The 19,857-nt window shown below is 67.1% G+C and carries 17 protein-coding genes and 5 pseudogenes; 8 read left to right on the forward strand and 14 right to left on the reverse strand.

Features of this window, described 5'->3' with window-relative positions:
• The first annotated feature begins 267 nt into the window (after positions 1–267).
• Both ABZT12_RS27790 and ABZT12_RS27795 read left to right on the forward strand, forming a co-directional pair.
• A complete protein-coding gene (locus tag ABZT12_RS27790) occupies positions 268–876 on the forward strand; it encodes a superoxide dismutase (protein ID WP_356389539.1) in 609 nt (202 codons plus the stop codon).
• A gap of 378 nt (positions 877–1,254) precedes the next feature.
• The gene (locus ABZT12_RS27795; RefSeq protein ID WP_356389541.1) at positions 1,255–1,710 is read left to right on the forward strand and encodes a helix-turn-helix domain-containing protein; all 456 of its coding nucleotides are present in this window, start codon (positions 1,255–1,257) and stop codon (positions 1,708–1,710) included.
• Here ABZT12_RS27795 and ABZT12_RS27800 read toward each other — a convergent pair.
• Positions 1,704–2,549 (reverse strand): EamA family transporter, encoded by an 846-nt coding sequence (locus ABZT12_RS27800; RefSeq protein WP_356389629.1) that lies wholly within the window; start codon positions 2,547–2,549, stop codon positions 1,704–1,706. The genes ABZT12_RS27795 and ABZT12_RS27800 overlap by 7 nt on opposite strands.
• Positions 2,550–2,707: 158 nt before the next feature.
• On the opposite strand from ABZT12_RS27800, the gene ABZT12_RS27805 reads away from it, so the two are divergent.
• Positions 2,708–3,610 carry a LysR family transcriptional regulator gene (locus ABZT12_RS27805; RefSeq protein WP_356389543.1) on the forward strand — a complete coding sequence of 301 codons (903 nt, stop codon included), beginning with the start codon at positions 2,708–2,710 and terminating at the stop codon, positions 3,608–3,610.
• A gap of 216 nt (positions 3,611–3,826) precedes the next feature.
• Here ABZT12_RS27805 and ABZT12_RS27810 read toward each other — a convergent pair whose 3' ends face one another.
• The 5 genes from ABZT12_RS27810 to ABZT12_RS27830 all read right to left on the reverse strand — a co-directional run bounded on the left by ABZT12_RS27810 (position 3,827) and on the right by ABZT12_RS27830 (position 7,207).
• Positions 3,827–4,489 carry a hypothetical protein gene (locus ABZT12_RS27810; protein ID WP_356389545.1) on the reverse strand — a complete coding sequence of 221 codons (663 nt, stop codon included), beginning with the start codon at positions 4,487–4,489 and terminating at the stop codon, positions 3,827–3,829.
• Complete coding sequence (locus ABZT12_RS27815; RefSeq protein ID WP_356389547.1) at positions 4,486–4,935, reverse strand: hypothetical protein; 450 nt, start codon at positions 4,933–4,935, stop codon at positions 4,486–4,488. Before ABZT12_RS27815 ends, ABZT12_RS27810 begins: the two co-directional genes overlap by 4 nt.
• Before the next feature lie 19 nt (positions 4,936–4,954).
• Positions 4,955–5,149, reverse strand: a complete 195-nt coding sequence (locus ABZT12_RS27820; RefSeq protein WP_356389549.1) for a hypothetical protein — start codon at positions 5,147–5,149, stop codon at positions 4,955–4,957.
• A gap of 9 nt (positions 5,150–5,158) precedes the next feature.
• Complete coding sequence (locus tag ABZT12_RS27825; protein ID WP_356389551.1) at positions 5,159–5,617, reverse strand: hypothetical protein; 459 nt, start codon at positions 5,615–5,617, stop codon at positions 5,159–5,161.
• A 165-nt stretch (positions 5,618–5,782) separates the two neighbouring features.
• The gene (locus tag ABZT12_RS27830) at positions 5,783–7,207 is read right to left on the reverse strand and encodes a non-reducing end alpha-L-arabinofuranosidase family hydrolase (RefSeq protein ID WP_356389553.1); all 1,425 of its coding nucleotides are present in this window, start codon (positions 7,205–7,207) and stop codon (positions 5,783–5,785) included.
• Between the two features lie 434 nt (positions 7,208–7,641).
• Between ABZT12_RS27830 and ABZT12_RS27835 the strand changes: the two genes are divergently transcribed.
• Positions 7,642–7,962 (forward strand): hypothetical protein, encoded by a 321-nt coding sequence (locus tag ABZT12_RS27835; RefSeq protein WP_356389555.1) that lies wholly within the window; start codon positions 7,642–7,644, stop codon positions 7,960–7,962.
• 36 nt (positions 7,963–7,998) lie between these two features.
• Here the strand turns inward: ABZT12_RS27835 and ABZT12_RS27840 are convergent, their stop codons facing one another.
• From ABZT12_RS27840 to ABZT12_RS27850, 3 genes and pseudogenes are all read right to left on the reverse strand, one after another.
• Positions 7,999–8,304, reverse strand: a complete 306-nt coding sequence (locus ABZT12_RS27840) for a TetR-like C-terminal domain-containing protein (RefSeq protein WP_356389557.1) — start codon at positions 8,302–8,304, stop codon at positions 7,999–8,001.
• Positions 8,305–8,313: 9 nt separating this feature from the next.
• Positions 8,314–8,649 carry a TetR/AcrR family transcriptional regulator gene (locus ABZT12_RS27845; RefSeq protein ID WP_356389559.1) on the reverse strand — a complete coding sequence of 112 codons (336 nt, stop codon included), beginning with the start codon at positions 8,647–8,649 and terminating at the stop codon, positions 8,314–8,316.
• Between the two features lie 618 nt (positions 8,650–9,267).
• Positions 9,268–10,511, reverse strand: a pseudogene (locus tag ABZT12_RS27850) (IS110 family transposase).
• A 1,553-nt stretch (positions 10,512–12,064) separates the two neighbouring features.
• On the opposite strand from ABZT12_RS27850, the pseudogene ABZT12_RS27855 reads away from it, so the two are divergent.
• A pseudogene (locus ABZT12_RS27855) lies at positions 12,065–12,268 on the forward strand (transposase family protein); the annotation flags it as partial.
• 509 nt (positions 12,269–12,777) lie between these two features.
• Here ABZT12_RS27855 and ABZT12_RS27860 read toward each other — a convergent pair.
• The 3 genes and pseudogenes from ABZT12_RS27860 to ABZT12_RS27870 all read right to left on the reverse strand — a co-directional run.
• Positions 12,778–14,496 (reverse strand): cellulose-binding protein, encoded by a 1,719-nt coding sequence (locus ABZT12_RS27860; protein ID WP_356389561.1) that lies wholly within the window; start codon positions 14,494–14,496, stop codon positions 12,778–12,780.
• 529 nt (positions 14,497–15,025) lie between these two features.
• Positions 15,026–15,223, reverse strand: a pseudogene (locus ABZT12_RS27865) (transposase); the annotation flags it as partial.
• Positions 15,224–15,251: 28 nt separating this feature from the next.
• Positions 15,252–15,446: pseudogene (locus ABZT12_RS27870) on the reverse strand (abortive infection family protein); the annotation flags it as partial.
• 199 nt (positions 15,447–15,645) lie between these two features.
• Here ABZT12_RS27870 and ABZT12_RS27875 point away from each other — a divergent pair.
• Entirely contained in the window at positions 15,646–16,167 is a 522-nt protein-coding gene (locus ABZT12_RS27875; RefSeq protein ID WP_356389563.1) for a hypothetical protein, read from the forward strand.
• Positions 16,168–16,388: 221 nt separating this feature from the next.
• Positions 16,389–16,694: a hypothetical protein gene (locus tag ABZT12_RS27880; RefSeq protein ID WP_356389565.1), complete on the forward strand. Its 306-nt coding sequence runs from the start codon at positions 16,389–16,391 to the stop codon at positions 16,692–16,694.
• A 333-nt stretch (positions 16,695–17,027) separates the two neighbouring features.
• Here ABZT12_RS27880 and ABZT12_RS27885 read toward each other — a convergent pair.
• Positions 17,028–17,541, reverse strand: a pseudogene (locus tag ABZT12_RS27885) (WYL domain-containing protein); the annotation flags it as partial.
• Positions 17,535–18,194 (reverse strand): helix-turn-helix domain-containing protein, encoded by a 660-nt coding sequence (locus ABZT12_RS27890; RefSeq protein WP_356389567.1) that lies wholly within the window; start codon positions 18,192–18,194, stop codon positions 17,535–17,537. The gene ABZT12_RS27890 and the pseudogene ABZT12_RS27885, both read right to left, overlap by 7 nt.
• 93 nt (positions 18,195–18,287) lie before the next feature.
• Between ABZT12_RS27890 and ABZT12_RS27895 the strand changes: the two genes are divergently transcribed.
• Positions 18,288–19,253, forward strand: a complete 966-nt coding sequence (locus tag ABZT12_RS27895) for an NAD(P)-dependent alcohol dehydrogenase (RefSeq protein ID WP_356389569.1) — start codon at positions 18,288–18,290, stop codon at positions 19,251–19,253.
• Positions 19,254–19,857 lie beyond the last annotated feature (604 nt).

A 19,857-nucleotide genomic window follows, 5' to 3' on the forward strand; every position in this document is an offset into this window, starting at 1 on the left:
AAGTGCTCCCCACCCGCAGGCCGCCGGCCACGGAGCAAGAGGGCATGAACGAGCGGGGTCGGCCGGATCCGGCGGGCGCCGGGTGAGAAGACGATCACTCTCCAGGAAGGACACGCCGACGGACGGAAGGCGCTCAGACACCGAAGACTGACGGGCCGACCCCGCCACAGATCATGCTGATGCATATCTGTCGTTGTTGCAAGCTCTTCGCAATAGAGGCATAGGCTGTCCCAGGACGATCACTCACCCGGAAAGGGGACGTGCCTGATGGGCACCTACGCGCTTCCCGACCTGCCCTACGACTACGCCGCGCTGGAGCCGGCCATCACCGGGCAGATCCTGGAACTGCACCACGCCAAACACCACGCCGCCTACGTCAAGGGCGCCAACGACACCCTGGAGCAGCTCGCCGAGGCCCGTGAGAAGGACCAGATCACGCCCACCGGTCTGGTCGGGCTGGAGAAGACCTTCGCCTTCAACCTCTCTGGGCACGTCCTGCACTCGATCTTCTGGCAGAACCTCTCCCCGGACGGCGGCGACCGCCCCGACGGCGCCCTCGGCAACGCCATCGACGAACACTTCGGCGGCTTCGAGCAGTTCAAGAAACAGCTCACGACGGCGACCGCGTCCGTCCAGGGGTCCGGCTGGGGCGTCCTGGCCTGGGAACCGCTCGGCAAGCGCCTGATCGTGGAACAGGTCTACGACCACCACGGCAACGTCGGCCAGGGCACCACCCCGCTCCTGGTCTTTGACGCCTGGGAGCACGCCTACTACCTGCAATACAAGAACGTTCGCCCCGACTACGTCACCAAGCTGTGGGACCTGGTCAGTTGGGAAGACGTCGCCGCCCGTTACACCACGGCAACCGGCGCCTGAGCCAACACCGGCACGCCACACCCGGCGGGCCGGGAAGCCACGGCGGCTTCCCGGCCCGTCCAGTCATTCCCATGACCGCTCATCACTGCCCGCAGCTGTTTCTTCCTGGAGTTCTTCTGGTGTGGTCCTGGCCTGCGAGGACCACACCCTCATGAAGGCAGTCCACAACAGGCAAAGGAAGCGAGATAGCGCAGGAGCTGACGCCTCTGCTCCACGACTTCGACCACATCACCGACTCCGCCCCCGACGACTCCTGACCCCGGCCGCCGCACCGTCGGCGGCGCTGGTGCGCCGGCCCCGCCCGGCGCGCAACAGCTGCGAGGGATCTTTTCGTAAGTTCGGTGAGTGTGCTGGCCGTGTGGGTGGGAGGCTGTCGGGGTGGCATATCAACCCTCTCCTTCGGTTGCCGGCTCCTCCCTTCCTCCTTTGTCGCGGCCTCAGTTGGCGGAGGCGCGTCGTGTTCGGGCAGTCGAGCTGTTCGAGGGCGGCGTCTCGCATGCGGAGATCGCGAGGGCGGTGGGGGTGTGTGCCGAGAGTGTGCGGCGTTGGCGGCGAGTGTGGGAGCAAGACGGTGCTTCGGGCCTGCGGAGGCGGGCAGCCACCGGACGCCCACCCAAGCTGGACGAGCTGAACCCGGTGGAACTGCTGTGGTCCTCACTCAAGAAGCGTGAACTCGCCAACCTCGCCGGCGACCACCTCGCCGATGTCGCCGACACCACCGAGCAAGGCATCCACCGCATCAACGCCAACCCCCGACTGCCATGGTCATTCCTCGCCCATACCGGCCTGACCATCCACCCACCACACCCACCGAACTTACGAAAAGATCAGTAGGGCGTGTTCCGAAAGTTACTGACCTGCCGAGTTGGTGGCTTGTGTGTCGCTGTGACTGCTACGGCGTTGGCGCCGACGATGACGAAGACGGCCGTCCACGCAGCCGCATCGAGGTGCTGGTGGAGCACGATGAGACCAACCAGGGTGGCGAAGACTGGGTTGACGCTCATGAATACGCCGAAAAAGTGTGCTGGGACACGTCGCAGCGCAAGGAGATCGGCGAGGAACGGCACCGCCGAGGACAGCACTCCGGCTGCCAGCGCGCAGGCGAGGGCGGCGGGGGACGGGGGATGCTGCCAGAGCACCAGTACACCAACGGGGAGATAGAGCGCGCCGGAAACGGCCGCCGCGGCGGCCGAGCCCTCCAGCCCAGGCAAGCGCTCTCCTACGGTGCGGTTGAGCAGGATGTAGCAGCCCCAACACACCGCGGCCAGCAGCGCCAGGCCGATGCCTAGGTAGTCAGTGGACGGGGAAGGGCGGGTGAGTACGACGACGGCGGCTGCGGCCGCCGTCGCGCACAAGGCATCGATCCATCTACGGGAGCCGGCCAGCGCCACGGCCAGCGGTCCGCAGAACTCCAGCGTGACGGCCAGGCCAAGTCCGATGCGGCCGATGGCCATGTACAGAGACAGGTTCATCACGGCGAACACCAGCGCCAGCGCCAGCACCGGCCGCCACTGCGCCGCAGTGAACGAACGCGGGCGCGGCCTGCCGGCTGCCCACAACACTCCGGCTGCCACCCACTGGCGGATCGCGACCACTCCGGCCGGACCGATGACCGGGAAAGCCAGCGCCGCCACTGATGCTCCGACCTGATTGGACAGACCGCTGCCCAGCATCAGCGCCACCCCGGCCCGACGGCTCTCGCCCCCGCCCGATGCCCCGCCGTCGGCCGCAACGGCGCAGACGGTGTCCTGTGAGGTTTCCATGCCCTTACCGTGTGCTCCCACCGGAAATACACAAAATGCATTCTCCGCACTATCGATACGCTGAACGTATGGATAGGCGCCGAGGAAACGATGACGGGCTGGAACTCAAGCACCTGCGCTGTCTGGTCGCCATCATCGACACCGGCAGTTTCACGGACGCGGCCGTGGAGCTGGGCGTCTCGCAGGCCGCCGTCTCCCGCACCCTGCTCGCCCTGGAGAAGGTCCTGGGCGTGCGGCTGCTACACCGCACCAGCCGCACGGTCGAGCCCACTACGGCGGGCGTACAGGTCCTTGCCCGCGCCCGCCTGCTGCTGGCCGCCGCCGACGAGCTCGTCGCCGAAGCCACCACCGGCCACAGCCGTCTCCACATCGGCCATGCCTGGTCTGCCTTCGGCAACCACACCACCGAGTTCCAACGCCGCTGGCATCACGACCACCCCGAGACCGAACTCCGGCTCGTCCGCCACAACTCCTCCACCGGCGGCCTCGCCGAAGGGCTGTGCGACCTCGCGATCATCCGCAGCGCCCTCGACCTCAAGCCCTGGTCGCACGCTCTCGTCGGCTACGAGCAGCGCTATGTGGCTCTCGCTTCCGACGACCTGTGGGCCCGCCGTCGCAGCGTCCGCCTGGACGAAGTCGCCACCCGCACTCTCGCCCTCGACCGGCGCACCGGCACCACCACCTTGAACCTGTGGCCCGAAGACGAACGGCCCGCTGTCGAGCACACCCACGACATCGACGACTGGCTCGCCGCCATCGCCTCCGGCCGCTGCGTCGGCGTCACCCCTCGGGCCACCGCCGCCCAGTACCGCCGCGACGGCATCACCTACCGGCCTCTGCGCGACGCCGCACCCGTCCCCGTCCACCTCATCTGGCGCCGACAGGATTACCATCCGGCCACCCATGCCGCCGTCGCCCTTGCCATCGACCTCTATCGCAAGAACCGGCGTACTCACACCGAGCAGCGGTGATCGGGTGACGCAGCTTCGCGTCAACCAGAGGTCTCCCACCCGGAAAGCAGGCGACCCGACACCAAATTCGAGCGGTAAGGAGCAGCCCCTGCCTGAGGGCTGCAGCCAGGGGCTCTGCGAGGAACTCGAAGGCGCCACCCAGCATCGCCCTTGCTCTCCGAGCAGGCGGGATCTGAGAGGCCAAGATCGACTCGCGGGAGCAAGACCACCACCCAGTCAAGATGTGCGTTGCGTGAACGTGCGAGATACCTTGAGGCGCTTTGGGTCGAAGGCGTCGGTTGCGCCGGCACCGCGGTTGCCCGGGCCGTCGTTCCACCCGAGTATCTTGCGAGCCACCCCCTTTACACGGGGGTGGCTGGGCTTGAGTGCGATCGCAAAGTGGGAGTCCTTCGGCGTCTTGAAGTCACCGCCCCAGGCCACGACGCCATCAAGTTCAGCGAGGATGTCGCGGACGACGACAAGTTCGTTCAAATACAGGTTGCCCTTCGCGCCGACCGGATACGCGACGGGCCGGATTGCTATCGCGCTTCCGGACAGGTAGTTCGACTCGTATGCCTCGGCCACCTCACGGTTGATGGTCCAACCGTGAACGTCACCGGCCCGCAGGGAGTCGATCTCGTAGTGGAATCTTCGGGCCACGTGCAGCAGGATCGTGGCCGCGTCGTCCTTAGCGAGTGAGACCTTCCGGCCGCTGCCCTCAATGGTGAATGCTGTTGCCTCGTCCAGGACGGACCAGCCGTTCTTCGACGTTGCGCTCTTCCACGTGGGAGTGTCGGCGGAAGCCACTGCGGTTCCGCTGAGGTTGACGAGTGTTGCGGCTGCCGCAGCGCCGGACGTGGCGCCGATGAACCGGCGTCGTGACAGACCAGTCTGGGTCATGACTGACTTTTTTTTCGGGGCAAGCGAGTGAGGTGCGTGATGCCGAACTTTATGAGGACGGCAATGGCGACGGTGGAGATGACGGCACACACCACAAGGGACGGATTGACCCATGCGGGAACCAGATCGAAGTGTGCATTGCACCTGTTGTGCAGTGGGAAGAACTTCTGAAACTCCGCAGCATGCGCATCCCTGTACACCCTGTCGTAGTGCACGTGATGGACGAACTGACACGTTTCGCGGACATCGAGCCCTGTTCTGAACACGCCCCAGATCCACGCCAAGAGGCCCGCGAAGAGAGAGACAGAGCACACGCGTGCCCACCACAGCGGGCGCCGCCATGATCGGTCTCGAAGTCCGGTCACGATGCGGAAGACATTCCATAGGTTCCACACCAACCAGACGACGAGGATCACTGCGGCGATGAGGGCTCCGGCTTGCTTCATTCCGTAGTTCTATCCGTCGTCACTGGGCGGCGCGTGAGCGGGCTGCCTGGAGGTACTTTTCGTGGTTTGCCTGGTACAGAGACAGCTTGGTGGTCTCCGTTCCCATGCGGGCCAGCAGTGCGTCAACGAAGCCCTGCTCGAAGTTGCTGAGCTTGTCACCGCCACCGGGGAGGTTTTGGTAGTCGCTCGGAGACACCACGTCGGCGAGGGTCATGAGTTGGAGCTATGCGGCGGATAGCGTCGCGTCCACCGCGGTCAAGGCGTTGTGCGCGGAAGTCTTGCAGTCGGTGGCGTTGCCCCACCTGTTGGTGAAGTAGTCGTTGAAACGTTTGAGGCCGCCGCCGCCGTTGTAGTGGTCTCTCACAGCATCGACGATGGTCTTGCCGCCATTTACGGCCCGAGCGATAAGGTATCCGTCGGCGTCCTCGATGAGATCGTTGAATCCGAACGATGAATTGACTCCGGGTACCGCAAGTTTGGCGTGAGTGAACTGCAGCGGATCGGCATACTCCTCCTCGGAGTTGCGCCAATCGGCCCAGAACGTCATCAAGTCGCCTGCCCAACCGCCGACATCGCCCCCGTTGGCCGATTTCTTGTTGTCCGGCTGCGCCGTCAGGAGGTGGGCGTTGGCCGTGGCCATCATGTGCTCGGCGCCGTCGCCCGGTCCTTCCACGAGGAGCACCGAGGTGGCGAAGAACGCCGTACCCGGCCTCGCCCAGCGCTTGCCTGCTCTGCACGTCAGGCCCCCTGGCTTCGGCCATGTGCGAGGCGCAATCAGTGGCCGTGCGGAGGAACCCCGGCCGACGCACGGCTGGGGTTCCTCGACGCGATGAGCATCCGTCAACGATCAGCGTTGCAGGGTGAGGACGCCCGGCCGCCACGGCAGTTGGTCGTAGGGACCGCTCGCGCTCGGGGACTTGCCCTGGTAGAGGAACTGCAGGTTGCAGGGGTCGATGGTCTTGGTCTGGTCGGGGTTGTTGCGGACCAGGTCACCGTGGCTGATGTCGTTGGTCCAGGTGGCACCGATGTTGGCCTTGCCCGCGAAGGGGTTGCTCTCGGTGGCGGCCTGCGGGGTCCACGAACCGTTCAGGCTGGAGGCCGTGAACGAGCGGAAGAAGCGCTGCTCGTTCGCACCCCGAGCCTCGACGATCATCAGGTACTGGTTCTGGCCCTGGACCTTGTAGACCTCCGGTGCTTCGAACAGGTTCTTCACCGTGTCGCTCATGACCGTCGTGTACGACGAGCCGAAGCTGCCGGGGAAGTTCCCGATTGGCATGCTCGCCCGGTAGATCTTGCCGTTGTCACCAGCGAAGAACAGGTACATGTTCTGGTCGTCGGCGATCAGGGTCTGGTCGATCGGGGCGGCCCCAGAGATGCTGCCGGTGAACAGGGGCTGGGGTGCGGACCAGCCGTTGGGGTTGGTGGGGTCGCTCGATGTGCGGTAGATGAAGGGCCACGCGCCCCACTGGTACGCCAGCACCCAGATGTTCTTGGGTGCGAAGTAGAACAGCGTGGGCGCCACCGCGGCCTGGCTCATGCCGGTCTGGCCGGCCGACGCCATGTCGGACCAGTTCGTGAAGGGACTGAACGCCATCGAGCCGTACGACGATCCCGACACGTTCGACGCGTAGACCAGGTGCTTGCCGTTGTAGACCACGTTGGTGAAGTCCTTCAGGGCGGCCCGCCCGTTCGCCGGCTGGGCCAACGCTCCCGTCGACGTCCATCGGTATGACGACGACAGAGCGCAGTTGCCGCCGCCCGGCGGGGTTGTCCCGGACAGGCCGGTCCACTTCTGGTTGCTGCCGCCGTTGCACGTCCAGATCTCCACCGCCGTGCCGTTGGCCGTACCGGAGCCCGTGACGTCGAGGCACAGTCCGGACTCCACGCCGACGATCGTGCCGTCGGAGCTCACCCGCCACTGCTGGTTCGCACCCCCGCTGCAGGTCCAGATCTGCACGCGGGTACCGGCAGCAGTGGCGTGGCCCGGAACATCGAGGCACTTGTTGCCGAACACGGTCAACTGGTTGTTGTCCGTCGCCGTCCACTGCTGGTTGGTCCCGCCCGAGCAGTCCCATATCTGAACGTACGTACCGTCGGTCTGGCTGGAGTTCGGCACATCGAGACATCGGCCGGCGCCGACACCGCGCAAGGCGCCGCTGGTGGCCGCCTGAGCCGGGTTGGCGACGAGCATCGCCGCCAACGCGACCAGGACCGCGATCACAGCGGCGAGCACCACGGACACACGTCCGCGGTCGAAACTGCGTCTGCGCATGGGAACCTCGTTGTCCTCGAGTGAGCGGTTCCGGCTGCCCTCGCGAAGGCCGGCCGGACTGTCGAGATGGTGCGGTTTGTAGCGGTCCGCGGCACCCGGGCGGCGGCGAAGGGCCAGTGGCGGCCGTCGACGCACGGTTGCGACGGCAGGCTTGATGAGGCCATGACAGATGCATCGTGCGACATACCCTTCGCGACTCAAGCATGAGCGGCAGGCGTGTGCGGTGACGTCCTGCCGTGCGGGTGCAGCGGCCCTCTCGTTCGTCATACCGAACAACAGTCGAACTACCGGCAATCTGGATGATAGGGAACCGCAGAGCGGCGTCAAGACATCTCGCATGATGCGTCGAGAATTCCGAAACATTCGATGCAGTGAGGGAGTGCACGAGAGTCTTCCGCGGGCCTCGAACCGAACCGCCCGGATCCGACAGGCCGGTGCTGACCGACGCGACCGGCTCCACCGGCGGGCTCACCATCCCCACCCAGTACCGGGGTAACCGGCTGGCGACCATGGAGGCCACCTACGCCGACGGCTCCAACGCCGGGCCCGTCAACTGGAGTCCCTACCAGGAGGTCAACGTGTCCTTCACCTTCAGCCCGGACTACTCCGGCAACGGGCTCCTGCTCACCTCCGACTTCCTCAACGCGCTCCGGAACAACGCGCAGGCCTCGCTCGTCTTCCACTTCTGGAGCGGCGCCACCGTGACCTACCGCGTGATCAAGAACGCCGGCGCGGTGACCGGCACCGTCGTCTGACCGGACCGGCCCCGGATGCCGTCCACGAACCCGGGGTCAGCCCGACTGCGTCACGTCGACCAGCGAGGGTCCGGACGTGTGGGATGCGGTGAGAAGCGCGCCGCGGACTGCCGAGGACGCCGCCCGTCCGACGTAGCGATCGCGGTCCGGAGGCCAGGCATCACGGTCTTGGTGGATGAGCAGGGAAACCGCCCCGTGCACGCCGGCACACAACACCCTGGCGGTCTCGGTCCTACTCGTCACCGGAACCCCGGCGTCAACACACGCTGCGACCTTGTCCCGGAAATAGCGGAAGCATTCGTCCTCGTTCCGGCGGCTGGCCTCTGCGTCCTCCCCCGTCATCACGAGCCGTTACTGGGACGGATGACGAAGTCCGAACGCGATGTAGGCGACGCAGATCTCGTATAGCGCCGTCACGGGATCCGGGATGTCCCGCGACACTGCTTCCAACTCGCTGAACAGGGAGCTCCATACCCGCAGGCACGTCGCATGGACGAGGTCCCGCTTCGATGGGAAGTGGAGATAGACGGCCGGCGGGCTGACTCCCGCACTTGTCGCCACGGCACGAATCGTCAGCGCCTCGGCACCCCCGTCCCCCAGCAACTGATCGGCGATGTCGAGGAGTTGGTTTCGTAGCAGCCCGCCCTGGCCCTTGGCGGCGCGCACCCGGGAACCGGTCGCAGACATGTATCAGGATGCCTTCGGCACGACGGCGGTGACCCCTTGGGTCACCCGGGCGCACAGTTCGCCCTTCTCATCGTGAACGTGGACCTCGATGACGGTGTTGCGCCCCAGACGCAGGGGACGGGCTGTCGCCACGACGCTCGAGCGGGCGGGGCGAAGCTGATCTCAGCGGAGCGAACCTCCTCAACACCTTCAGTGACAATGACCTGCTCGTACCGGGCCTCAACTCCCTGCGGCTGGGCGGAGCACGCTGGAGCCTGGAGACGGAATGGCCCCCCGAGGTGTACACCACGATCCGGTCCCGGTCCGTGGAAGTGGCAGAGGGCGTCTTCGTCATCGCCCCAGCACACGTCCACGATCACGCGCCCGTCCCCCAGCCCGTCTCCAGATGATGTCGACGACGTACAGGCGTGAGGCGGGGCGGTTGATCCAGTAGACGGTGGTGAGCTGCCCGATGGCGGCGGAGCGGACGTCTTCACCTTCGGGGCTCCGGGCGGCCAAGTCATTTGAGCCATCGGACGGCGATAAGCTCACAAGCATACCCGGAACCGCCGGGTCCGACGATCTTACGAATGACCGTCTCAGATCCACGCTTGGAAGACACCTCAGGCGCTCAACATGTCAAGCGGCGGCGGCGAGTTGGGCTGGGAAGGCGGTGTGTTCGTCGAACAGCTTGTGGTGCTGGAGGCAGTGGTAGAGCTGCCCGAGCATGCGGTTGAAGAGGTTTCTCTGGGCGGATGCATGCCAGTCTCCGCGGTCGTCGCGGCGCCTGCGGTAGTGGGCTTTGGCGCCGGGTGAGGCGGTGATGGAGGAGAAGGCCCAGAGGTATCCGGCGTGGTTGAGCCGGTCGTTCTTCACCCAGCGGCGGGTGATGCTGGACTTCTTGCCGGAGGCCCTGGTGATGGGTGAGGCGCCGGCGTATGCCTTCAGGCCGCGTGCGTCGGCGAACCTGTTGCGGTCGTCACCGATCTCGGCAAGCACCCGGGCGCCGATCTGGATGCCGAGGCCGGGGAAGCTGAGGATGATCTCAGCGTCCGGGTGCCGGGGGAAAGCCTCTTCGACCGCCTCGGCGAGGTTGTCGGCAGCGGTGCAGGCGGCTTGGAGCTGGACCAGGAGCGCGAGCATCTGCTTGCCGAGCGCGTCCTCGACCAGCGCCGGCTGGTGGGCCCAGTCGGCCCGGAAGACTTCACGGAGCCGGTCGGCCTCGGCTGCCATGCCGCGCTGGCGGCCGGCTCGCTTCAGAGCCGCCTGCAGCTGCGGGCGGCTTAGCTGTGCGGCCGCGTCGGTGTCGGCGCGGCCTTGAGGAGCTCGTGGGCCTCCGGCCGGCACAGACCGTTGCGCCAGGACTCGAAGGCGGCCAGCGCGGAGGGGTAGTACTCCCGCAGCAGGGAGCGGAGCTGGTTAGAGATCTGCTGCCGGTTCCAGGTGGCGTCCTGCTGGGCGCGCGCGAGCACGGCGACCGCGCGGGCCAGGTCGCTGTCCTGCGGGAGCGGCCGGTGGGCGTGCATGTCGGTGCGCAGGATGTTGGCCAGGACCAGGGCGTCGCCGGGGTCGGACTTCTTGCGGGAGACGGAGGTCCGGTCGCGATAGCGGGCGGCGGCCATCGGGTTGATCGCGAACACCTGTCGCTTGCCCGTCGTCAGCACTGCGACCAGTAGTCCGCGAGAGGTCTCGATCGCGACCGGGATCGGACTCTCTTTGGTGTCGCCGTACTCGGCGAGCAGGTCTAGCAGGATCTTGTAGCCGGTCATGTCGTCGGTGATGTGCCGCTTGGCCAGAAGCTGGCCGCTGTCATTGACGAGGGCGACGTCGTGCGTGCGTTCGGCCCAGTCGATGCCGCAGTAGATCAACTCTTTCCCCTCCATCGTGCGATTTCTGCTGGTCACGAGCCTGTGAGGAACCACGCGGCGACCTAATCCCAGGACTCAGCCATGCTGGCCGGTCCGCCACCTCAGTAGCCGTTCGTGGTACCAGCTCGATCCGCGGGCCTCGGTCTCTGCGGGAGCTCAGAGGGCTCGGGCTTCGTAAGAGGTGACCGGGGGGCGGGCTCGCACCACCAACACCAACGAGTGATCTTGCGATGGGTGTGACGCTTGGCGGCGCTGGACGGCGCCGCTCTTTCGGTAGGCATCGTGTGTGCCCGGAGGGACGTCAAACGTCCGTCCAGCGCCGGCGGGCGCCAACACCCGACTCTCCGGTGGTGTGCTGCGAAGGCTCCGGATGCCGCACGATCTACATTTGGGCACCAGGCCGGGTAAGTACAAGGCGTCCATCCGAAGCCCACGCAACCCACCACGACGAGTTGACTGAGGCGAAGACGCCGGACGCCGCTCTTCCAAGAGGCATCGGCTTACCAGGTAGGACACAGGCGTTCGTCCGACATCCACGCGACAGCCAGCTCGCTGTGATGGCCGGGAAGACACCGAAACGCACCGGGCTCACAGGAGGCCTCAACGGGCACGGTCTGTGAGGAGGCATCCGCTCGGCACCCGTCCGACCATCACCACGAGTACCAGGCCCACGCATCGATCTACGGAGAGGCTTCCTGCAGCCCGGGAATCGAAAGATGTCGCAACCCTGTACTCGAACAGACTGACGGAATCGATCTCCTCCAGCGCTGCCCTTAACAAGGGATTAGGGATTAGGCCGCGTCCCGATCGCATCATCGTGAGCGAACCTGAAGCTCTCCAGCAGCAGTCAGTGTCATCGGGGTCTGCCACCAGCTGACCCTGCCGCACGGCCCGTCCTCCGTCTGTTGGACTGGCCGGACTCTTCTGCTGACCCGGAGCACCTGCCCGTCGCTTGCTGCCGCAGTGACGGTGACCGTGACGGTACGTCCGGCGTCCGGCCCTACCGGTGTCGGCAGGAACAGGGAGTGCACGTGGGGAGACGTACGCGATATCGCCTGGCACCGGTGGTTGACGCAGGCCCGCACGGTGGCCTGTTGATGCGATGCCGCCCACGGTGCGACGTCCAACAGCACGTGCGGAGCGGGCTGATTCGGCCCGTTGCACACCCGCGGTGACGCACAACCCGCGACGGCACCAGTGGCCAGGACGGCCACCCACAATAACCTGGTCGCACCGGATCGCACTGCTCTGCCGCTCACAGTGATGGCTCCGATCGCTTCGTGACAGGGCCTGCCCTAATTCCTCCCCGCCCAGGACCGTAGTCATCCGTGCCGTCCGGCGACGGAACCGAACCAGGTCAGCTGAGATATCTTCCGGCATCCGTCACCCAGGACCAGAACAACCGAGATTCTCGGCATGCTCACGTTTCACTGGCGCTGCCAGGAAGGCACTGAGCGTTTTCAGAGTGGCCACCGATGGAGTGACGGAGTCAGTGTGCGCAACGCACGAGGCACCCGTGCCGTTGAGGGAGGTGTTCGACGTCTCAACTCATCAGCGCAGGTGCCTCGTTGGTTCCTTATCCTGCCGTACTCGACTTGCCTCATGCGCTGGTCGAGTGGGTCACCATGCTCATCGTCACCCGTGAAGGTGACCGCCGTTGCAAGCTCCCGCCGCATCAACGCGCGCTCGTCGCTCTGGTGTACCTGCGCAAGCATGACACCCTGGCCCAGCTCGCCGCCGGCTTCGCCATCTCGGTCGGCACGGCTCACGCGCAGGACGATGACGGCGCACACTCCGGCCAGGATGAGCACCGCCTTGATCCAGTTGGCCATTTTGTGCCAGCCTGCCTGCCGGGCCTGGAACACCTCTTCCCACCGCCAAGCCGACGGGTTCGCGGATTCTCGAGGCAGAATCACGGGGAACCCGAGGGAGACTTGGCGCGCGCTGGCGGAGTAGCCGACGGGTTCGGGACCATGCGGTCGCCCCCGGAAAACCTGGCACCGGTACTCGACTGGTTCATCCAGGCCTTGCGTACCCCGGATATCGGGATAGCGGCCCGGTCGCGACGCGGCGTGGCCGGACCGGTTCACGTCACGCTGCCTTCGCCTGGCGTGGGCCGCCCCACGGGTCGGGACCGGTGCCGAGGCAGGCCAGGTCCAGGTCAACGACCCGGGCCTTTGTTTGTTTCCTGACCGCCGACGCCGGCGCGGAGGCCGACGGCCCGGCGCGCACGCCACGGGTGGGTGGCGTTGCTGCCGGGCCGTCAGTCACTCACGCACTCTCACTTCCCGTGCGAAGCCCTGCGGCGACGTCCGCGAAGCGCCAGCATGCCGCCGACAGCGATGACCAGCAGGCCACCGAGGGCGCTGTACGTGACAGCGCTGCTCGCCCCGGTGGAAGCCAGGCCGCCGGACGTGCCGTTAGGGGTCGGCTGGCTGACGGGTGTGCCTGCGCTGTTCTCCGCCTGCGCACGGGTGCCGGTCGTGCCGGAGGCGGAGACAACCGGCGTGGCGGCGGTCGGCGTGGGGGCGGGCGACGGCTTGTCAGCGCTGGCGGTCCCCGACGCGGGCTTCAGCTGAAGAGTCGTGATCGAGTACGGCGGCAGCGTCTGTGCGCCCGCCGTGCCCCGCTTCGCCGTCGTCAGGGAGGTGGCTCCCTTGGCATACGAAACGGTCGTGACCGCCCCTGCGGCCGGGGTGAATCCGGCGTACGAGAGCGACACCTGCGCCGCGTTCTGTGGGCTCTTGTTGATCAGCATGACGTTCAGACCGCCGTTGCTGCTCCGCACCGCGTGCACGGCGACCGACGGGTTGCGCGAGGACGACTTGACTATGGTGTCGCCAGGCTGCGCCAGTGCGGTCAGCGAGCGGATGCCCCAGTAGGTGGGGAAGGGCGTGTCGCGCGGCGGTTGGCACTTCCCCCCGGCGCAGGTTCCAGCGGAGAGAATGCCCCCGTCCTGGTAGTCGGTCTGGCCGTTGACGGTGGTGGGTGCTTGGTCCGTGCCGTTGTGCAGGTTCCACCAGTCCACGTGGGTGGCGCCTTGCTCGAACCAGGTCATGTAGGTGTCCGGCGCGAACAGGGCTGCGGCCTGGCTGGTCAGGGCGGGTGAGAATGTGGCGTCGGTCTCGGTGACCGCGATCTCCACCGAAGCGGCGTGCGAGCCCGCGTAGGTGGAGATCAGCGAGCGCAGCTCGGACGTGACACCGGCGATCCGGGAGGGGGTGTTCAGCAGGTCGGCCGTGGTGGTGCCGCCCGGATACCAGTGGACGATGACGAAGTCGATCGACTTTGCCGCGATGGAGAGCACCGTGTTGTTCCAGTCGGCGCTGTCACCGGGGGCCTTCTCCTTGTCCGGCCAGCCTCCGGGGGTGGTGAGCACCGCTCCGATCTTCACCTTCGGGTCCACGGCCTTCATCGCCTTCGCGTAGGCGACCAGGTTCTTCGCGTACTCCTTCGGGCTCTTGTCGGCGTGCGTGTCGGTTTCCCAGCCCTTGCCGTTGGCGTAGTGCCCGTTGCCGTAGACCTCGTTGCCGATCTCCCAGTACTTCACGCCGTAACCTTTGTCGACGTTGGCGTACTTGACCCAGTCGGCGGCCTCCTGGGGGGTGCCGGAACCATAGTTCGCGGTCAGGATCGGCTGGGCGCCGACCTTCTTCGCGGTGGCCATGAAGTGGTCGAAGTCGGTGTTGGGTACGACCCAGCCACCGTCGCTCATGGTGTGGGTCTTCCAGTGGTAGCCGTCCGCGCCGGAGCCGCCGGGAAAGCGCAGCTGCCGAACTCTCGCGGCCTTCATCAGCGATGACACCTTGGCGGTGCCCATGTTCTCGTCGCCGACGCCCGTGTTGAGGCCGACACCACTGCTGGGCACCGTGCCCACGGAGGTACCGGCATCCACACTGATGCCGACGGTCGTTGCGGCGCCCGCGCTGGGCGCCAGGGCGCCGACACCGGCCGAGGCGGCGAGCACCGCCACCGCCCCCACGACAAGATGCCGGAGCACCCGGCTACGGCGGTGGGGCGTGCGACCCCGAGGCATCGGCTGCTCGGCGGATCTCGGGTCGTCTGATGACACTTGTGGAGCTCCGATCGGGTGGTGACACAGAAGGCGTAGCGCCGCTGACCACGGCTCGCCCTCGTTCGGTACACCCCTAAGTGGCCGCCCGGAGCGGAAAGGTTGCCACTTCAATCGTTTTTTTCGCCGAGAGCCGGTCGCACCGTCTCACCGGACCCCGTGACCCCCTGACCCGATGCCCCGCCCGGGCTCCCTTTCCACCTCGACGGCGCGAACCACCACATGCTTCCGGCCGCACACCACCCCGAGGCGGCCGAGCGGCTGAAGCCGCACAGGAAGCACAGGAAAAGACAGACGGCGGCCGCCGCCAACGCGACGGGCGGCGGCGCGGCCCAGGCCGCACCTGCCGGCCGGAGCGTGGTGGCCGAAGCACCCGACGACCCGGCCACGCCGCATCACCACGCCCGGGTCTGTCAAACGGGCCCTGTCTCACATTCGGTGGTGACGGAAAGTGTTGCTATCCGAGGAGGATGCGATGGCGGAGGAGGGTGAAGCCTGCTCGTCCGTGTATCTGGCGTGCGATCCGTTTGGTCTTGGTGTTGACGCCCTCGGTGGGGCCGTTGCTGCACGGAAGGGTGAGCGCGGCGTTCACGGCGTCGCGGTCTCCTTCCAGGCCCCGGACGAAGGAGTGCAGATGGGGGAGATCGGCTTCGCGGACCTGGACGATCCCTGTTCAGAGCCAGCCGGGCATGGCGGATCAGTGCTGGACTTGGTGCGGCGCGCCCGTGGCCGAGTCCGAGCTGGTTGCGTGGCTCAGCCAGGCCCTGCACTGTCGTGGTGAGTGTGCGCAGGATCTTGACCACCGTGGCACTGGCCTTGGCGTTGTCGGCCACGGCGTCGGCGTACAGGCCCAGCAGCGTCGTGACGCGCTTGAACAACGGTGGCAGGTCTTTCCCGGGCGGGAACTCGATGCCTTGACGTTCCCAAGCCAGCCGCCTCCCCGCACACCAACAAACCCCACTCCGAGCGTCACCGGGACGCCGCGACAGAGCTCCGCAGAACCCATGCGCATTGACTCTACGCAGTCATTATTTTACCCTCCGTAGCGACCATTGGACCGGAAAGTAAAGGCTCGCAATGCGAATCTCCCGTGCTCTCCGCGCCGTCGTGGCCGGAGCCCTGACGGTCTGCGGCGCGTTCGCCGCGCTCCCGTCCGCCGACGCTGCCACGCCTGCGCCCCCGCACCGCGCCGGCGCCGCGACCGCGGCCAGGGCGAATGTCACCGTCATCACGCAGGTGCAGAACGCGATGGACTACCCGGCGTGGATCTACATCGGAGAGAAGGACTCCTGGTTCGGTCCCATCGACGCCCACAGCACGAGAACGAGTGACATCCAGGTTCCCTGGGTCGGCAACTCGGACGAGGTGTCGCCGAAGAGCATCAGGGTCTACAAAGAGGGCCTCACCTGTCCACCCGGTGAATCCTGCCGCGCGCAGAAGTTCCACCTGTACTACGTCTTCCAGGACTACTGGCAGCCGAGCGACCAGGTGAAGTACACCACCAACGGCATCTACGACTACGCCCAGCCCGTGTCCGGCCCCAGCACCGGCGGCGGCGACAAGCGCCTCATCATCGCCCCCGACAAGCCGTACATGTAGGCCCCGAAACCTCGAGCAAGCAAGGCCCGGACCAGGGGCGGATTCCAGTGGTCGTCGCAACACGTGATCTCTGACCTGTGGCACAGAGAGTTAAGCAGTTGCTCGGTCGTGGTCACGCGGCCGGGCGGCTGCGGTCACGCATGGGCCGTACTGGCGGCCCTCGAGTCTGCGTATGCTCGGCTCGATGGTTGCCCAGATCACAGAGGCTGACGGGGGTGCGCGTGCTGAGGCTGCTCGGCTTCTTCGATGACTTCGGTTATTCGAGCGAGTTGGTTGCGAGACCGCTGAGGGCTCAGGTGCAAGCGTCCGGCGAGCCGGATGAAGCGGAAATCGTGGAGTATCTCGACGTAGGTCATCACCTCACGTACTTCATGCAGGCAGGGGTCGATGTCGTCACGGGAGAGGTCCACCGGCACACGTCCGGCTGCTCGTCGCTGGTAACCGATGGCATGTGGGTATGGCGCGCGGACTTTGCGCACTATCTGGAGGCGTATCACGTGCCGTTGCCCGCAAACTTCGTGACCTGACTTCGGCGCGGTGAACTGTCGGCCATGCCGGATCCAAGTTCACCAGCGAGCGCCGCAACGCGGCGGCCCGGGGCGGGACCACGACGTTACGGGCACCGAGATCACGCAGTGCACCGCGAAGTGCCATTCCTTCGCTATCGTCCGGGGCTTCGCCTCGCTGGCGAAAGGCTTCATGGGCTCGCTGAAGTTCCGGCACCGCACACTGGATCTCCAGGTCCGCCAAGGCTTCGGCCGCCCGCGAACGGTGGAGTTCTCGCTGTCCGGCAGGTCGATCAGCACGTCTCCCGGCCGTGGCTCCTGCAGCGCAGTGAAGACCTCAATGGCACACAGCTGTGCGGCGTGGGCGTAGCGGGCGGCGAGGTCACCGCATGCGGTGGCCAGTTGGGGTGGGCCGATGACTTCGATATCGGTGTCGAAGCGGCCGATGGCGGCGGCGAGTCCGGTCCATGACCAGGAGCCGAGGATGAGCCGGCAGTGACGGGAGCCGAGTTCCTCAACGATTCCGTTCCGGGAGCGGAGGATGACTTCGCCTTGGCAGGGCCAGTCGGTGGCGGTGCCGTCGTCGTTGCCGCGGAATCGGCTGGTGATGAAGGTGGAGACGGTGCCGCCGGGGAGGTCACGAGAGGTGAAGCGGGGGCCGGTGGGTGTGCGGGGCCGGATGCGGTCGACGCGGAAGGTACGCCAGTCCTCGCGGTGGTGGTCCCAGGCCACGAGGTACCAGCGATGACACCAGGTGAGCCAGGTGGTGGGGTTGTACGCGGCGGACGTCATCGGCCGAGGTGCTTGGGGCGTAGTCGAAGCGCAGTTCCTGGCGGGCGTGGATGGCACGGCTCAGGTCCATCAAGACCGGGTCTGTGTAGCGAGCGGAAGACTGCGCAGCGACAGTGCGCTCGGCGCTGGCAGCGCTCCGTGGGCCGCCTCGGCGCGGAACGACTGGAGCAAGTACGCCACCAGGCGCCGGGACGCCGCGCGGTCACCTGGCAGTGCCGTGACCAGACCGCAGTGGGACAACAGGGCCAGGGCAAGGTCGGAGGGGTGGAAGTCGGGCCTGAGCGCGCCCGCCGCCTGAGCCCTGCGGACCAGGGTCATGAAGTCCCGCTCGGCCTGTTCCCGTAGCCGCGCGTGTTCTCGCGCGCTGTCCGGAAAGGCCGCGACGAACGCGGCCGGGAAGCCCCGCTCCTCCCGTTGTAGTTCGCAGACCGTCTCGACCAGCCGCTGGAAACCCTGCCACGGATCGGGGTCGGCCAGCGCCTCGGTGAGCGCCCGAGCACAGGCGTCCATCTGGTGCGCGAAAGCGGCCCGCACCAGGGCGTCCCGTGTCGGGAAACGCCGGTACAGCGTCGCCACGCCGACCCCCGCCCGTCGGGCCACGGTCGCCATGGGCGCCTCGATGCCGTGCTCGGCGAAGACCACGCGGGCAGCCGAGAGGATGCGCCGCCGGTTGAGCCGGGCGTCCGCACGCAGACTGTCCTGCCCCGCGATCCGAGAGGATTCCCCCACCACTCTCTCTCACCTCCGGTCAAATGGACGATCTCGTCCACTTGCCAGCCTACGCTCGGCGCCACTACTGGTGGCGAAGGTGAGAACCCAACGATGGACGACCGCACGATGAAAGCCATACTGTTCGACCGCTTCGGCGGCCCCGAGGTGCTGTACGTGGGCCGGGTGCCACGTCCAAGACCGGCACCCGGCGAGATCCTCGTGCGCGTGCGCGCGTTCAGCGTGAACGCCGGCGAACTGGCGGCCCGTTCCGGTCGGGCCCGCCTCCTCACCGGCCGGAAGTTCCCGCAGCGCATCGGGCTGGACTTCACTGGCGAGATCGCCGCCCTCGGCACCCGCGCGACCGGCGTAGCGGTCGGCGATCAGGTGTGGGGCGTCCTGGGCCGCAGCTCCGGATTCGGCAGTGCTGCCGAGTACGTGACGGTACGGCCCGAGCGGCTCGGCCGGGTCCCGGACGGACTGGACCTCGTGGCCGCCGCCGCGCTGCCGGTGGCCACCACCGCCATCACGGCCCTCCGCGACAAGGCCGCGCTGCGCCCAGGCGAACGGCTGCTCGTACGGGGCGCGACGGGCGGCGTCGGCAACGCCGCCGTCCAGCTCGGACAGGCGTACGGCGCCGAGGTCACGGCCCTGGCCCGCGCTGCCAACCTCGACTTCGTCCGCACGCTCGGCGCCCACCACGCCGTCGACCACCAGGCCGTGTTCCCCACGGAACTGGGACGGTTCGACGTGGTCCTCGACACGGCGGGCACCGACCTGCGTACCGTACGGCGGATGCTGAAGCCCGGCGGACGCATGGTCACCATCGCCCTCGACCTGACGCGGCCCGCCGCCTCGCTGGGCTACATCGCGGCCAGCGCCGTCCACGGCCGCGGCCGGGTGCGCTTCTTCAGCGGCAACCCCCAACGTGCGCTCTTCGACGACCTCGCCCGCCAGGTGACGGAGGGGAAGCTGCGGCCGGCGGTGGACACGGTCTTCCCGCTGGAAGAGACAGCGGCGGCACACCGGGCGCTGGAGGCGGGCGGGGTGCGGGGCAAGTACGTGGTCAGGGTCGACTAGCCGTACTGCAGACGAGCCAGGCAGCAACAGCACCCGGCGGGAACGCCCGCCCGAGCGCACCTCTTCCCAAGGGGATACCAGGCTACTTCTTCGAGCGCTTGAAGAAGGCCTGGCGCAGTGTGGTAAGGATCAGCTACAGGTCGGTGTGGCACTGGGGAAAGCGACGGCCTTCATCGTCCGGGATGGGCACAGGCGCGGGTTCATCGTCCTCGTCACCTTGCGCCCGCCAGGCCTCGCGCCTCTGTCCCAGCCGGGCTTTCGTGTCTGCTGCCGGGCGCGTTCCCGTTCCCGTTCCTGCTGTTCCTGACGTCGGCGTTCGGAGTCGCGGTGTGCCCAGGCGTCGTGGTGGTCCAGGTTGGCCAGGGCGTCGGTGAGGGTCGGCCCGATCCGCGGTGCCGGGGAAGGCAGGCGTGCAGCTCGCGCCGAGCGGCTACCGCGCCGCCAGGACCGGAGCTCCGCCGGCACGTGCGGGGAGAAAGGCAGTCGACCCGGGACGTCGGTGATGTAGAGGACTCGCACTGACCTCTTCATTCGTCAATGTCGAGGAGACAGGCGCGCGCGGCCTGATGCGCGCTCACCCGACGTGACGGGAATTCCCTGTCAC

This window comes from Streptomyces sp. NPDC005423 (genome assembly GCF_040606415.1).
In the GTDB taxonomy this organism is placed as follows: domain Bacteria; phylum Actinomycetota; class Actinomycetes; order Streptomycetales; family Streptomycetaceae; genus Streptomyces.

Excerpts from the sequence above, each read along its gene's own strand:
- ABZT12_RS27790 (WP_356389539.1), top strand. The coding sequence starts at position 268 with ATGGGCACCTACGCGCTTCCCGACCTGCCCTACGACTACGCCGCGCTG.
- ABZT12_RS27800 (WP_356389629.1), bottom strand. The coding sequence starts at position 2,549 with ATGCTGGGCAGCGGTCTGTCCAATCAGGTCGGAGCATCAGTGGCGGCG.
- ABZT12_RS27805 (WP_356389543.1), top strand. The coding sequence starts at position 2,708 with ATGGATAGGCGCCGAGGAAACGATGACGGGCTGGAACTCAAGCACCTG.
- ABZT12_RS27810 (WP_356389545.1), bottom strand. The coding sequence starts at position 4,489 with ATGACCCAGACTGGTCTGTCACGACGCCGGTTCATCGGCGCCACGTCC.
- ABZT12_RS27815 (WP_356389547.1), bottom strand. The coding sequence starts at position 4,935 with ATGAAGCAAGCCGGAGCCCTCATCGCCGCAGTGATCCTCGTCGTCTGG.
- ABZT12_RS27820 (WP_356389549.1), bottom strand. The coding sequence starts at position 5,149 with ATGACCCTCGCCGACGTGGTGTCTCCGAGCGACTACCAAAACCTCCCC.
- ABZT12_RS27830 (WP_356389553.1), bottom strand. The coding sequence starts at position 7,207 with ATGCGCAGACGCAGTTTCGACCGCGGACGTGTGTCCGTGGTGCTCGCC.
- ABZT12_RS27840 (WP_356389557.1), bottom strand. The coding sequence starts at position 8,304 with ATGACGGGGGAGGACGCAGAGGCCAGCCGCCGGAACGAGGACGAATGC.
- ABZT12_RS27845 (WP_356389559.1), bottom strand. The coding sequence starts at position 8,649 with ATGTCTGCGACCGGTTCCCGGGTGCGCGCCGCCAAGGGCCAGGGCGGG.
- ABZT12_RS27875 (WP_356389563.1), top strand. The coding sequence starts at position 15,646 with ATGCGAATCTCCCGTGCTCTCCGCGCCGTCGTGGCCGGAGCCCTGACG.
- ABZT12_RS27895 (WP_356389569.1), top strand. The coding sequence starts at position 18,288 with ATGGACGACCGCACGATGAAAGCCATACTGTTCGACCGCTTCGGCGGC.